This window comes from Streptomyces sp. NPDC060209, assembly GCF_042728155.1.
Taxonomy (GTDB): Bacteria; Actinomycetota; Actinomycetes; order Streptomycetales; family Streptomycetaceae; genus Streptomyces.
Window position 1 is genome coordinate 1 of sequence record NZ_JBHWZS010000036.1, and the last position, 13,609, is coordinate 13,609.

11 protein-coding genes are annotated in these 13,609 nt (G+C 69.5%); 8 read left to right on the forward strand and 3 right to left on the reverse strand.

Annotation, left to right across the window (positions count from 1 at the left end):
• Nucleotides 1–190: 190 nt before the first annotated feature.
• From ACFWFI_RS10210 to ACFWFI_RS10235, 6 genes are all read left to right on the forward strand, one after another.
• A complete protein-coding gene (locus tag ACFWFI_RS10210) occupies nucleotides 191–1,453 on the forward strand; it encodes an ABC transporter substrate-binding protein (protein WP_387387664.1) in 1,263 nt (420 codons plus the stop codon).
• Nucleotides 1,454–1,464: 11 nt separating this feature from the next.
• Nucleotides 1,465–2,436, forward strand: coding sequence for a carbohydrate ABC transporter permease (locus ACFWFI_RS10215; RefSeq protein ID WP_387387665.1), 972 nt, complete (start codon nucleotides 1,465–1,467; stop codon nucleotides 2,434–2,436).
• Nucleotides 2,437–2,441: 5 nt separating this feature from the next.
• A complete protein-coding gene (locus tag ACFWFI_RS10220) occupies nucleotides 2,442–3,299 on the forward strand; it encodes a carbohydrate ABC transporter permease (RefSeq protein ID WP_387387666.1) in 858 nt (285 codons plus the stop codon).
• A gap of 8 nt (nucleotides 3,300–3,307) precedes the next feature.
• Nucleotides 3,308–4,687 carry a GH1 family beta-glucosidase gene (locus tag ACFWFI_RS10225; protein WP_387387668.1) on the forward strand — a complete coding sequence of 460 codons (1,380 nt, stop codon included), beginning with the start codon at nucleotides 3,308–3,310 and terminating at the stop codon, nucleotides 4,685–4,687.
• 125 nt (nucleotides 4,688–4,812) lie between these two features.
• A complete protein-coding gene (locus ACFWFI_RS10230) occupies nucleotides 4,813–5,274 on the forward strand; it encodes a MarR family winged helix-turn-helix transcriptional regulator (RefSeq protein ID WP_387387670.1) in 462 nt (153 codons plus the stop codon).
• Between the two features lie 13 nt (nucleotides 5,275–5,287).
• Nucleotides 5,288–6,145, forward strand: a complete 858-nt coding sequence (locus tag ACFWFI_RS10235) for a haloalkane dehalogenase (RefSeq protein WP_387387672.1) — start codon at nucleotides 5,288–5,290, stop codon at nucleotides 6,143–6,145.
• A gap of 15 nt (nucleotides 6,146–6,160) precedes the next feature.
• Here ACFWFI_RS10235 and ACFWFI_RS10240 read toward each other — a convergent pair whose 3' ends face one another.
• The 3 genes from ACFWFI_RS10240 to acnA all read right to left on the reverse strand — a co-directional run bounded on the left by ACFWFI_RS10240 (nucleotide 6,161) and on the right by acnA (nucleotide 11,067).
• Nucleotides 6,161–6,901 carry a nucleotidyltransferase domain-containing protein gene (locus ACFWFI_RS10240; RefSeq protein WP_387387674.1) on the reverse strand — a complete coding sequence of 247 codons (741 nt, stop codon included), beginning with the start codon at nucleotides 6,899–6,901 and terminating at the stop codon, nucleotides 6,161–6,163.
• Between the two features lie 153 nt (nucleotides 6,902–7,054).
• Entirely contained in the window at nucleotides 7,055–8,284 is a 1,230-nt protein-coding gene (locus ACFWFI_RS10245; protein ID WP_387387675.1) for an ROK family protein, read from the reverse strand.
• A 68-nt stretch (nucleotides 8,285–8,352) separates the two neighbouring features.
• Complete coding sequence (acnA, locus tag ACFWFI_RS10250; RefSeq protein ID WP_387387676.1) at nucleotides 8,353–11,067, reverse strand: aconitate hydratase AcnA; 2,715 nt, start codon at nucleotides 11,065–11,067, stop codon at nucleotides 8,353–8,355.
• A 510-nt stretch (nucleotides 11,068–11,577) separates the two neighbouring features.
• Here acnA and ACFWFI_RS10255 point away from each other — a divergent pair.
• Both ACFWFI_RS10255 and ACFWFI_RS10260 read left to right on the forward strand, forming a co-directional pair.
• Nucleotides 11,578–11,775 carry a DUF4236 domain-containing protein gene (locus ACFWFI_RS10255; protein WP_387387678.1) on the forward strand — a complete coding sequence of 66 codons (198 nt, stop codon included), beginning with the start codon at nucleotides 11,578–11,580 and terminating at the stop codon, nucleotides 11,773–11,775.
• A 152-nt stretch (nucleotides 11,776–11,927) separates the two neighbouring features.
• Nucleotides 11,928–13,457, forward strand: a complete 1,530-nt coding sequence (locus ACFWFI_RS10260) for a helix-turn-helix domain-containing protein (protein ID WP_387387679.1) — start codon at nucleotides 11,928–11,930, stop codon at nucleotides 13,455–13,457.
• Nucleotides 13,458–13,609 lie beyond the last annotated feature (152 nt).

The following is a 13,609-nucleotide window of genomic DNA, read 5'->3' on the forward strand; positions in this document are numbered from 1 at the left end:
CCCTCGACCAGCTCGCCATGGAACACCTCCTCGGCGTCCGCTGACCCACCCCCGAAAAAAAAGGGGTGCCCGGCCAACCACCACCGGGCACCCCGCAGTGACACCGCCGGATCCACGCAGGGGGCTTGACTACCACCCTGTGGGAGCGTTCCCATGGGCCCGGCCACCCTCTTACCGCAAGGGCACCACCGTGACAGAACCTTCCCCGGACGGACGGATCCGACGCCGCAGCCGCCGCACCAGGCGGATCGTCGTCCCCTTCACCGTCGTCTCCGCGATCGTCGCCGGCACCGTTCTGTCGGGGTGCGGCCAGCAGCGGGACGAGGACGTCTACACCGTCATGAACTCCTCGACCGACGAGTCGTACCACCGCTGGGACGGTGACACCCTCAAGCGCTGCAGCAAGCAGCTCGGGATCACCATCGAGCAGCAGAGCGTGCCGGCCGCGCAGCTGATGACGAAGGCGCTGCGCATGGCGTCCTCCAAGTCGCTGCCGGACGTCCTCCAGCTGGACGCGTCCGAGATGCCGACCTTCGCCGAGGCCGGCGGGCTCATCCCGCTGAAGGACCTCGGGCTCACCACGACGGACATCCCCGAGGGGATCGTCGACTTCGGCTCGTTCGACGGGAAGTACTACGGGGCCGCGCGCACGGTGAACACCCTGGCGCTGTTCTACAACAAGGACACCCTCGACAAGGCCGGACTGAAGGTGCCCACCACCTGGGCCGAGATGCAGTCGACCGCCAAGAAGCTGACCCAGGGCAAGCGGTACGGCCTGGCGCTCAGCGCGGGCGGCGCGGAGGACGGTGTCTTCCAGTTCACCCCGTTCATGTGGTCCAACGGCGGCGACGAGTCGAAGCTCGACACCCCCGAGGTGGCCGAGGCCCTGGACTACTGGAAGGCGCTCCTGAAGGACGGCTCGCTCTCCAAGTCCACGGTCAACTGGACCCAGGCGGACGTCAACGACCAGTTCATGGCCGGTAACGCGGCCATGATGATCAACGGCCCCTGGCAGGTCGAGACCCTGAACGCCAAGAAGGGGCTCAACTGGGGCATCGCCGAGATCCCGGTGCCCGAGGCGGGCGACGACTCGGTCGGTCCGCTGGGCGGCGGTGTGCTCACCGTGCCCAACACCGGCGACACCGAGCGCGAGAAGACGGCCGCGAAGATCATCGGCTGCATGGCGGGCGAGCAGGAGCAGATCACCTACGCCCTGAACAGCTGGATGGTCCCGGCCAACACCAAGGCCGCGGCCGTCTGGCGCACGAAGGCGCCCGAGCTCGCGGCCCTGGCCGGACAGGTCTCGACGGCCCGCTCCCGTACCGCGAAGGTCGGCGCGCAGTGGTCGTCCGTGTCGCTCGCCCTGCAGAGCGCCTTCCAGTCCGCGCTCACCGGCGAGTCCAGCGAGGCCGCTCTGAAGCGTGCCCAGCAGCAGGTCAAGAGCGGGAACTGAGGTAACGAACGATGTCATCCACCACAGCCTCAGCCGCCGCACCGCCGGCCGACCCGAAGGCCCCCGCGGCCGAAGCGGTCAGGAAGCCCGTGAACCCGCGGAGCGCCAAGCGGCGCAGGACGCTCGCCCAGTGGGGGTTCATCGCCCCCGCCGTGATCTTCATGGCGCTGTTCTTCGGCTACCCGCTCGTCCGCAACATCGTGATGAGCTTCCAGGACTACTCGCCGTCCACCTTCTTCACCGGCGAGGCACCGTTCAACGGCACGGACAACTGGAGCAACGTCTTCAACGACGGGCTGTTCGGCAAGGCCCTGTGGCAGACGATCCTCTTCACCGTCGGGTCGCTCGTGGGCCAGTTCTGCATCGGTCTGGCTCTCGCAGTCTTCTTCACCCGCCGCTTCCCCCTGAACGGGATCCTGCGCTCCCTGATCCTGCTGCCGTGGCTGGTCCCGATGGTCGTCTCCGGCATCGTGTGGCGGCGCATCTTCGACCAGGACACCGGTGTCCTCAACTCCTTCCTGGGCACCGTCGGCCTCCCCGGTGACACACCGTGGCTGACGAGCACCAGCATGGCGCTGGTCTCGGTGATCCTGGTGAACATCTGGATCGGCATCCCGTTCAACATGGTGATCCTCTACGGCGGCCTCCAGGAGGTCCCCAAGGAGCTGAACGAGGCCGCCGCGCTCGACGGCGCGTCCGCCTGGCGTACGTTCCGCTCGGTCACCCTGCCCATGCTCAAGCCCGTCATCACCGTGGTGCTGGTGCTCGGCTTCATGTCGACGGTCAAGATCCTCGACCTGGTCCTCGCCCTCACGGACGGCGGGCCGGCCGACTCCACCCAGACGCTCGGCACGCTCACGTACCAGAACTCCTTCGTCCAGATGGACTTCGGGGCCGGTGCCGTGGTCGGCAACATCCTGATCCTGATCTCCGCCGTCTTCGCGGTGTTCTACCTGCGGGTCAACCGCAACGAGGGGAAGTGACCGGCATGGCGACCACCACCCAGATCCCCGCCGCCCCGGCTCCCGCCACCATCCACCGGCCCAAGCGCCGCTGGGGTGCGACCGTCTTCGGCGTCGTCGTCCTCGCGGTCATGCTGTTCCCGCTGTACTGGATGATCAACACCGCGCTCCAGCCGGACGCGAGCCTGGTCGACGTGGGCCCGGTCCCGACGGGCGTGGACTTCTCCGGCTTCACCTCGGCCATCACCGAGCAGGGAACCAACCTGCTGACCTCGCTGGCCGTGGCGCTCGGCGCCGTGGCCATCTGTCTGGCGATCTCCGCGCCGGCGGCGTACGGGCTGGCGCAGTTCAAGCTGCGCGGCGGCAAGACGATCGTCTTCGGCACGCTCATCACCCAGATGGTGCCGGGCATCGTCATCGCGAACGCCCTGTACAGCGCGTACGTGGACCTCGGCCTGGTCAACTCCTACTTCGGCCTGATGCTGGCGGACGCCTCGCTGGGCATCCCCTTCGCGATCGTGCTGATGCGTTCGTTCATGGTGTCGATCCCGCGTGAGGTCATCGAGGCCGCCGAGGTGGACGGTGCGGGCCGCGTCCGTACGTTCATCCAGGTCGTCCTGCCGATGAGCCGGAACTCGCTGATCACCGCCGGGCTGTTCTCGTTCCTGTACGCCTGGAGCGACTTCATGTTCGCGCTCACGCTGAACACCACGGACGACGTCAAGCCGATCACGCTGGGCATCTACCAGTACATCGGCGCCCACGTCGGCGACTGGGGCTCGGTCATGGCCGCCTCCGTGCTCTCGGCGGTGCCCGCCGCGGTCCTCCTCGTCCTGTCACAGAAGTACATCGCCGCCGGTATCACCGGTGGCTCGGTCAAGTAAGGGTTCCCATGAGTGACTTCCCGGTCTTCCCGCCCGGATTCGTCTTCGGCGCGGCCACGGCCTCGTACCAGATCGAGGGCGCCGTGGAGGAAGACGGCCGCGGCCCGTCCATCTGGGACACCTACAGCCACACGCCCGGCAGGACGGACGGCGGCGACACGGGGGACGTCGCCTGCGACCACTACCACCGCTACCCGGAGGACGTGGCGCTGCTGCGCGATCTGGGCGTCGAGTCGTACCGCTTCTCGATCGCCTGGTCCCGGATCCAGGCCACGGGCAGCGGAGCGGTCAACCCCAAGGGACTGGACTTCTACTCCCGGCTCGTCGACTCGCTCCTGGAGGCGGGCATCGAGCCGGCCGCCACCCTCTACCACTGGGACCTGCCGCAGGCCCTGGAGGACAAGGGTGGCTGGCGGGTACGGGAGACAGCGGAACGCTTCGGCGAGTACACGGCGGTCGTCGCCGAGCACCTCGGCGACCGGGTGCCGCGCTGGATCACCCTGAACGAGCCGTGGTGCAGCGCGTTCCTCGGTTACTCCGTGGGCCGGCACGCGCCGGGCGCCAAGGAGGGCCGCGGGGCGCTGGCCGCCGCCCACCACCTGCTGGTCGGCCACGGCCACGCCATGAACGCGCTGCGCGCGGCGGGCGTCCGCGAGGCGGGCATCACGCTCAACCTGGACCGCAACGTCCCGGCCACCGAGTCGGACGCCGACCTCGCCGCTGTGGTCCGCGCGGACACCCAGCACAACCTGGTGTGGACCGAACCGCTCCTCGCCGGCCGCTACCCGGCCACCGAGGAGGAGACCTGGGGCGAGCTGATCACCGGCCAGGACTTCCGCCGCGAGGGCGACCTGGAGCTGATCTCCCAGCCCATGGACTTCCTGGGCATCAACTACTACCGGCCGATCGTGGTCGCCGCCGCCCCGCACCGCGAGGCGGACCCGGCGCTGCGCGTGGCCACGGACAACCGGTACACGGAGGGCAACTACCCGGACGTCCGCAAGACGGCCATGGGCTGGCCGGTCGTCCCGGAGTCCTTCACCGATCTGCTGACCGTGCTGAAGCAGACGTACGGCGACGCCCTGCCGCCGGTGCACATCACGGAGAACGGCTCGGCGGAGTTCGACGGCGTCGAGGCGGACGGCTCCGTCCAGGACGCGGACCGGGTGGAGTACCTCCGCACCCATCTGACGGCACTGCGGGCCGCCATGGACGCCGGTGTCGACGTACGCGGGTACTACGTGTGGTCGCTGCTGGACAACTTCGAGTGGGCGCTGGGTTACGCGAAGCGGTTCGGGATCATCCGGGTCGACTACGACACCCTGGAGCGCACCCCGAAGGACAGCTACCGCTGGTATCAGCAGCTGATCGCGGCGCACAAGGCCTGATCGTCCGACCTCCCCACCGGGGGCGTACGCGTGCAACACGGCGCGTACGCCCCCGGTCGGCGTTTCACCGGGAGTCGGCTCGAATTTTAGTAGCCATGCACATAGTAGCCATGTACGGTATTTCCATGAGTGAGGGAACGAAGGGGATGACGCCCGGCTACCTGGTCTGGCGACTGTCGATCAAGTGGCGGGTCGCCGTGGATCAGGCACTGGCGCCCCTGAAGCTGACGCACGCTCAATACGTGCTGCTGTCGTCCCTGTTCGGCATGGAGCGATCCGGACTGCGCCCGAGTCAGCGGCAACTGGCCGATCACACCGGCCTTGAGGCCCTCTACGTGTCGAAGCTGGCCCGCTCGCTGGAGAGCTCCGGACTCGTCCGGCGTGCCCGGGACACGTCGGACACCCGTGTCGTGCGGCTGGAGCTGACGACTGCCGGTCATGAGGCGGCCGCCCCTGCCATCCGTACCGTCCGGCTGCTGCACGACCAACTCCTCGCCCCGCTGGGCGGGATGGACGATCAGCGCACCGCCGCACTGGTTCGCGACCTCACGACGCTCCTCGACACCCCGCTCGGCCCACCGGCCTGAATGAAGGAGACCCGTGCCCGCGTTACGCGTACTCGACTCGACCCTGCACTACGAAGACACCGGGAGCGGGACGGCGTTCGTCCTCCTCCACGGCAATCCGGGCTCCTCACACGTGTGGAGGAAGGTGATGCCAGGTCTCGGCCCAGGGCGCCTGCTCGCCCCGGACCTCATCGGGATGGGCCGGTCCGGCAAGCCGGACATCGCCTACCGCTTCGCCGACCACGCCCGCTATCTCGACGCCTGGTTCGACGCGCTCGGGCTCGACCGGGTGGTCCTGATCGGCCACGACTGGGGCGGCGCGCTCGCCTTCGACTGGGCGGCCCGGAATCCCGGCAGAGTGCTGGGCGTCGCCTTCCTGGAGAGCATCGTCAAGCCCATGGCCTGGGCCGACCTCTCCCCTCAGGCGCGCAAGCGCTCCGAGACGATCCGGACCCCGGGCATGGGCGAGGAACTGGTCCTGGACCAGGACCTGTTCGTCCGTCAGGCCTTCACCGGAGGTGTCCTCACCCCGGTGGGCGGCGCGGACCTGGCGGAATACCTGGCCCCCTACCCGACCCGCGAGAGCCGCCGACCCCTTCTCGCGTGGGCCCGCCAGATGCCTCTCGGCGGCGATCCGGTGGAACTCGTCGCCCGTATCGAGGCGTACGACGCCTGGCTCGCGAAGAGCGAGGACGTCCCCAAGCTGCTCATGAAGTTCGAAGGCTCGCCGACCCTGCTGATCGGCCCCGACACGGCCCGCTGGTGCGCGACGAACATCGCCGCGCTCGAGACCGTCCACTGCGGGGCCGCCGGCCATCACGCCCCGGAGGACCGCCCCGCCGAGATCGCCGCCGCGATCTCGGCCTGGTCGGACCGGCAGGGGCTGCGGTAGGCCACGCGCAGCGGCCTACACCGTCGAGCGCTCGGCGGGTCGGCCGATGACGTCGTGGAGATACCGCACGGCGAGCTCTTCGGCCCGGTTGCGGCGTTCGACCGCCGCGCCGGCGTCCTCGAGCCACCGCCTGTAGAGCTCCACACAGGCCAGGACCGCCCGCCCGGCGTCCTGCACGTCATGACCGCAGAGGGTCGCGCCGAGGTCGCGTGCCTCCTCCGGCGCGATGGACTCCAGGCGGCGGACGCCGCGGGGCGGGGCACCCACTCGCTGAGCAGCCATCGGCCCCAGCACTGTGTCTCGCAGGAATCCGAGGAAGGCGATGACCTCGAAGAGCTCGCCGCGCCCGAGTTTCGTCGCCCCGTAGTGCACCCAGATCCAGAAGCGGTCCTCGATCCACTGGAGGTCCAGCGACGGGGCCCGAAACGGATGTTCCGCGAGCGAACGGGCCAGTCCCCCGTCCCGGTCCCACAGCACGTCCGGGTCCTCGATCCGCTCGGCGAAGTCGGAGGCGCGCACGAATTTGAAGTCGACGTGGAGGAGGGGCGGTCCGACGAGCGCGATGATCAGGCGGGGTTCCCCGACGTGCTCGCCGGTGAACCCCGCGACGAGGTCGGTCCACGAGCCGATCAGCGCGAGACGGACCGCCATGACGTCGTCGAACGACGCGTCGTCGACGACCACCACCAGATCGACGTCCGAGTAGACGTCGGGATGTCCCACCGCGATCGATCCGGCGACGGCTACCCCGGCCACGCGCGGATCCTTCCGGATCCGCGGGAGCACGTCCCCGAGGAACTGATGGTGGAGAGAGGGAACATCCATGACTTTCCTTCCGGCAGGAACAAAGTCTTCGAACGTATCACTCCGCCCCGCTGCGACGCCCCCACCGCCCTACCGGACGTACCGTCAACGCACCGCGAACGCGCCCGGGTTGTCCAGGACGTCGTGCACCACGCGGGCCGCCGCGCCCCGCGCCGCGTCGCCGGAGAGGGACGAGGCCCTCAGACGGCTGCCGCTCTCGTGCCAGCGGCCCGAGACCACCCGGGCGGTCAGCTGGGCGTCCGCGGGCCCCTCCAGCCAGGGCATCAGATTCCGGTAGATCCCGCCCAGCACGACCGCCTCCGGGTCGAAGAGGTTGACCGCGCCGGCCAGGACCACGCCCATCCGGTCCCCCGCCTCCCGCAGCGCGGTGACGGCCCGCTTCTCTCCTGCCGCGGCCCGCTGTTCCAGCTCGGCGATCCCGCGCACGCCCGTGTCCGGGTCGATGCCGGCCGCCCGCAGCAGCGCCGCACGGCCGGCGTACTGCTCCAGGCAGCCGTGCGCGCCGCACCGGCAGAGGGGGCCCTTCGGGTCGACGACGACGTGCCCGATCTCGCCGGCGAACCCGTGGGCGCCCCGGAGCATTTCGCCGTTCACCACGAGCGCGCCGCCCACCCCGATCTCAGCTGTGAGATAGAGGAAGGTGCGTACACCGCCGAGGCCGCCGAACCACAGCTCGGCGAGGGCCGCCAGGTTGGCCTCGTTGTCGGAGCCGACGGCCAGCGCCCGCCCGGCCGGGCGCAGCGTGCTGAGCGCCTGTCCGAAGATGCCCTCGGCCGCGACCCTGCTCCAGCCGAGGTTGGGTGCCTGCCGGACGACGCCGCCGGAGACGAGGCCGGGCAGTGCCAGCTCGACGCCGACCACCCGCAGTTCCTGTTCCCGGGTGGAGGCGATGACGCGGTTGGTGAGCCGCGCGGCGTGGGCCAGGACCTCGGCGGGCGGGACGTTCCGGTGATCGGTGTGCTCGGTGACCCGGACCCGGTCGGTGCCGGTGAGATCGACGGCGCACACGGAGACGTAGTCGATGTTGATCTCCACACCGAGCCCCGCCGGGCCCGTGCGGGAGAGCTTCAGTACGGTGCCGGGGCGTCCGGCCGATCCGCTGGAGGTCTTGCCGGACTCGCTGAGGCAGTCGAGCGCGAGCAGCTCCTCGACGAGCGAGGAGACGGCGGCCCTGGTGAGTCCCACGAGGCTCGCCACCCGGGCCCGGGTGACCTCGCCCTCGTCACGGACGGTCCGCAGGACCAGGCTCAGGTTGTGACGCCGCACGGACTCGTGTCCGGCCTTGGCCGCCGGCGAGGCGAGGTTGTTCTTCATCAGACTTCGACCTTAACGGCGAAGGGCCGCACCCCGGGGGGTGCGGCCCTCGCTCACTTCCTGAGCCCTTACTTGCGGATCAGGCTGCGGAGCACGTACTGCAGGATGCCGCCGTTGCGGTAGTAGTCCGCCTCACCGGGGGTGTCGATGCGGACGACGCCGTCGAACTCCACACCGGTGTCGGTGGTGACCTTGACGGTGCGCGGCGTGGTGCCGTTGTTCAGCTCGGTCACACCGGTGAAGGAGAACGTCTCCTCGCCGGTCAGGCCGAGGGACTCGGCGGTGTGGCCCTCCGGGAACTGGAGCGGGAGGACGCCCATGCCGATGAGGTTCGAGCGGTGGATGCGCTCGTAGGACTCGGCGATGACGGCCTTGACGCCCAGGAGCGCGGTGCCCTTGGCCGCCCAGTCGCGGGACGAGCCGGAGCCGTACTCCTTGCCCGCCAGAATGGCGAGCGGGGTGCCCGCGGCCTGGTAGTTCTGCGAGGCGTCGTAGATGAACGACACCGGGCCGTCACCCTGGGTGAAGTCGCGGGTGAAGCCGCCCTCGGTGCCCGGCGCGATCTGGTTCCGCAGGCGGATGTTGGCGAACGTGCCGCGGATCATGACCTCGTGGTTGCCACGGCGCGAGCCGTAGGAGTTGAAGTCACGGCGCTCGATGCCGTGCTCCGTGAGGTACTTGCCGGCCGGGGTGTCGGCCTTGATCGCACCGGCCGGGGAGATGTGGTCGGTGGTGACCGAGTCGCCGAGCTTGGCGAGCACGCGGGCGCCGGTGATGTCCTCGACCGGGGTCGTCTCCATCGTCATGCCCTCGAAGTACGGGGGCTTGCGCACGTAGGTGGACTCGGAGTCCCACTCGAAGGTGTTGCCGGTCGGGATCGGCAGCGCCTGCCACTGGGCGTCGCCCGCGAAGACGTCCTGGTAGGACTTGTTGAACATGTCCTCGCCGATGGAGTTGGCGACGACGTCGTTGACCTCGGCCTCGGAGGGCCAGATGTCCTGGAGGAAGACGGGCTTGCCGTCCTGGTCGACGCCGAGGGCGTCCTTGGTGATGTCGACCTTCATCGAACCGGCGATGGCGTACGCGACGACCAGCGGCGGGGACGCCAGGTAGTTCATCTTGACGTCGGGGTTGATCCGGCCCTCGAAGTTGCGGTTGCCGGAGAGCACCGAGGTGACGGCCAGGTCGTGGTCGTTGACCGCCTTGGAGACCTCTTCCGGCAGCGGGCCGGAGTTGCCGATGCAGGTGGTGCAGCCGTAGCCGACGAGGTTGAAGCCGACCTTGTCGAGGTACGGGGTCAGGCCCGCCTTGTCGAAGTAGTCGGTGACGACCTTCGAGCCCGGGGCGAGGGTGGTCTTGACCCACGGCTTGCGGGTCAGGCCCTTCTCGACCGCCTTCTTCGCCACGAGCGCCGCGGCGACCATGACGTACGGGTTCGAGGTGTTGGTGCAGGAGGTGATCGCGGCGACGGTGACGGCGCCGTGGTCGAGCTCGTACGTCGTGCCGTCGGGGGCCGTGACCGTGACCGGGTTCGACGGGACGCCGTTGGCGGTGGCCGGGGAGTCGGAGGCCGGGAAGGACTCCTTGCCCGCCTCCTCGTCGTCGGCGACGTAGTTGCGGACGTCCTGGGCGAACTGCGCCTTGGCGTTCGCAAGGACGATGCGGTCCTGCGGGCGCTTCGGGCCGGCGATGGAGGGGACGACCGAGGCGAGGTCGAGCTCCAGCTTCTCGGAGAAGTCGGGCTCGGCGGCCGGGTCGAGCCAGAGGCCCTGCTCCTTGGCGTACGCCTCGACGAGCGCGACCTGCTGCGCGTCGCGACCGGTCAGGCGCAGGTACTTCAGCGTCTCGTCGTCGATCGGGAAGATCGCGGCGGTGGAGCCGAACTCCGGCGACATGTTGCCGATGGTGGCGCGGTTCGCGAGGGAGGTGGCGGCGACGCCCTCACCGTAGAACTCGACGAACTTGCCGACGACACCGTGCTTGCGGAGCATCTCGGTGATGGTCAGCACGAGGTCGGTGGCGGTGGTGCCGGCCGGGAGCTCGCCGGTCAGCTTGAAGCCGACGACGCGCGGGATGAGCATGGAGACCGGCTGGCCGAGCATCGCGGCCTCGGCCTCGATGCCGCCGACGCCCCAGCCCAGCACGCCGAGGCCGTTGACCATGGTGGTGTGCGAGTCGGTGCCGACGAGGGTGTCGGGGTACGCCTGGCCGTTACGGACCATGACCGTGCGGGCCAGGTGCTCGATGTTGACCTGGTGGACGATGCCGGTGCCCGGGGGGACGACCTTGAACTCGTCGAAGGCGGTCTGGCCCCAGCGCAGGAACTGGTAGCGCTCCTTGTTGCGGCCGTACTCCAGCTCGACGTTCTGGGCGAACGCGTCGTTGGTGCCGAACTTGTCGGCGATGACGGAGTGGTCGATGACCAGCTCGGCCGGGGCCAGCGGGTTGATCTTCGCCGGGTCGCCGCCGAGCTCCTTGACGGCCTCACGCATGGTGGCGAGGTCCACGACACACGGGACGCCCGTGAAGTCCTGCATGATCACGCGGGCCGGCGTGAACTGGATCTCCTGGCTGGGCTGGGCCTGCGAGTCCCATCCGCCCAGCGCCCGGATGTGGTCGGCGGTGATGTTCGCGCCGTCCTCGGTGCGGAGCAGGTTCTCCAGCAGCACCTTCAGGCTGTAAGGGAGGCGCGCGGAGCCCTCGACCTTGTCCAGCTTGAAGATCTCGTACGACTCGTCGCCCACGCGCAGCGTGCTGCGGGCGTCGAAGCTGTTCGCCGACACGACAGTCTCCTTCTTCAATGTGCGCGTTCAACCGCGCCGCGCCTCATGTGCGGCCGGCGCCGCCTGCGGCCCCCACCATCCGCTAAGGTAAGGATTAGTTAGGTAACCCTTACCGAGCGGCGGCTGCGGTGCGCCTCGGCAGATATCTCGATGTCGAGATAACTCTAGTACATCGCCGCCGCGCGGTCATGCCCGGGCGCCCGTGTCCTGCGCCTCCCCGGGCGGTCCTCGCCGAAAGCTGGCGCCGCGCGCCGGTCTCGTGCGGCGTATCTCCCATGGCGGACGAGGGACGCGATCCGCGGCGCCGGAGGACGGGCGTGCTCGGTCGGGCGCCGCCGGCCCTGCTCCTGGTCGCCCTGTTCGCTCTCGGACCGCGCCGCCCCCTGCGGCGCACCCCACCCTCGGGGACGAGGGAGGGGCCGCGCCGAGCGCGTACGTCCGCGCCGTACGGGTTCGCGTGCATGACCCGGCGGCTTCGGGACACCCGTACTCCTGACAGAGGAGGCACAGATGCCGCTCACATTCCGAAAGAGCTTCCAGATCCTTCCGGGCGTCCGGCTGAACATCAACCGCCGCTCATGGTCCGTCACCACCGGCGGACAGCACGGCCCGAGGCGCACCACGAGCAGCACCGGCCGGCGCACCACGTCCATGGACCTGCCGGGCCCGTTCGGCTGGCGCAGGACCACGCGTCGCCGTCGCGGCTGACCCCCCACCCGTTCGGCCGAGTCCCGCACGCCGGGCCGTCGGGCGCGCCTGATGCTTGAAACAGGCGCCGGCCCACGGCCCGGCACCCGACCGTCACCCGAACCGCACACCCCAGCACGATCTTCATCTCATATCTGAGATAGCGTGCAGACATGGAAGACGACTACCTCGCACGTATCGGCAAGCTCATCCGTGACGCCCGTCAGCACCGTGGCTGGACACAGACCCAGCTCGCCGAGGCGCTCGCCACGAGCCAGAGCGCCGTCAACCGCATCGAGCGCGGCAACCAGAACATCAGCCTTGAGATGATCGCCCGCATCGGGGAAGCCCTCGACAGCGAGATCGTGTCGCTCGGCTACGCCGGACCCATGCATCTGCGTGTGGTCGGCGGACGCCGGCTCTCGGGCTCCATCGACGTCAAGACGAGCAAGAACGCGTGCGTCGCGCTGCTCTGCGGCTCCCTGCTCAACAAGGGCCGCACCGTCCTGCGCCGGGTGGCCCGCATCGAGGAGGTCTTCCGGCTCCTGGAGGTCCTCAACTCCATCGGCGTACGCACTCGCTGGATCAACGACGGCGTGGACCTCGAGATCCTGCCGCCCGCCCAGCTCGAGCTGGAGGCCATCGACGCGGACGCCGCGCGCCGGACCCGCTCCATCATCATGTTCCTCGGCCCGCTGCTGCACCGCACGGACCGCTTCACCCTGCCGTACGCCGGCGGCTGCGACCTCGGCACGCGCACGATCGAGCCGCACATGATCGCGCTGCGCCGCTTCGGCCTGGAGATCGCGGCGACCGACGGGCTGTACCACGCGCAGGTCGACCACGCGGTCCGGCCGGGACGCCCCATCGTCCTGACCGAGCGCGGCGACACGGTGACCGAGAACGCCCTGCTGGCCGCCGCCCGGCACGACGGCACGACGGTCATCCGCAACGCGTCCTCCAACTACATGGTCCAGGACCTGTGCTTCTTCCTGGAGGCGCTCGGCGTACGCGTCGACGGCGTCGGGACGACGACCCTCACGGTGCACGGTGTGCCGGAGATCGACGTGGACGTCGACTACTCCCCCTCCGAGGACCCGGTCGAGGCGATGAGCCTGCTGGCCGCCGCCGTCGTGACGGAGTCCGAGCTGACGATCCGCCGCGTCCCGATCGAGTTCCTGGAGATCGAGCTCGCGGTCCTGGAGGAGATGGGCGTCGACTGCGACCGCACGGCGGAGTACGCCGCCGACAACGGCCGCACCCGGCTGGTGGACCTGACGGTCCGGCCCTCCAAGCTGGAAGCCCCCATCGACAAGATCCACCCGATGCCCTTCCCCGGCCTGAACATCGACAACGTGCCGTTCTTCGCGGCGATCGCGGCCTCCGCGCACGGCAAGACCCTGATCCACGACTGGGTCTACGACAACCGCGCCATCTACCTCACCGACCTCAACCGCCTCGGCGGCCGGCTCCAGCTCCTGGACCCGCACCGCGTCCTGGTCGAGGGCCCGACCCGCTGGCGCGCCGCCGAGATGATGTGCCCGCCCGCACTGCGGCCGGCGGTGGTGGTGCTGCTGGCGATGATGGCGGCGGAGGGCACGTCCGTGCTCCGCAACGTGTACGTCATCAACCGTGGCTACGAGGAGCTGGCGGAGCGGCTGAACTCGGTGGGGGCGCAGATCGAGATCTTCCGCGACATCTGAGCCGGCGGGGTGGCGTGCCCCTTGAGGGCAAGGGGCACGCCTCCCATAAATGCCTGACGACCTGCGGTTAAACCCGGCGAGACGCTCATCTCCAGTCTCCTCAAGCGGCTCGCCGATGACTGGGACGGAACCCTCCACGAGCCGGAACACGG

Bases quoted from the DNA above. Each gene is read 5' to 3' on its own strand.
- ACFWFI_RS10260 (WP_387387679.1), top strand. From the start codon at position 11,928: ATGGAAGACGACTACCTCGCACGTATCGGCAAGCTCATCCGTGACGCC.
- ACFWFI_RS10215 (WP_387387665.1), top strand. From the start codon at position 1,465: ATGTCATCCACCACAGCCTCAGCCGCCGCACCGCCGGCCGACCCGAAG.
- ACFWFI_RS10220 (WP_387387666.1), top strand. From the start codon at position 2,442: ATGGCGACCACCACCCAGATCCCCGCCGCCCCGGCTCCCGCCACCATC.
- ACFWFI_RS10255 (WP_387387678.1), top strand. From the start codon at position 11,578: ATGCCGCTCACATTCCGAAAGAGCTTCCAGATCCTTCCGGGCGTCCGG.
- ACFWFI_RS10245 (WP_387387675.1), bottom strand. From the start codon at position 8,284: ATGAAGAACAACCTCGCCTCGCCGGCGGCCAAGGCCGGACACGAGTCC.
- ACFWFI_RS10230 (WP_387387670.1), top strand. From the start codon at position 4,813: ATGAGTGAGGGAACGAAGGGGATGACGCCCGGCTACCTGGTCTGGCGA.
- ACFWFI_RS10225 (WP_387387668.1), top strand. From the start codon at position 3,308: ATGAGTGACTTCCCGGTCTTCCCGCCCGGATTCGTCTTCGGCGCGGCC.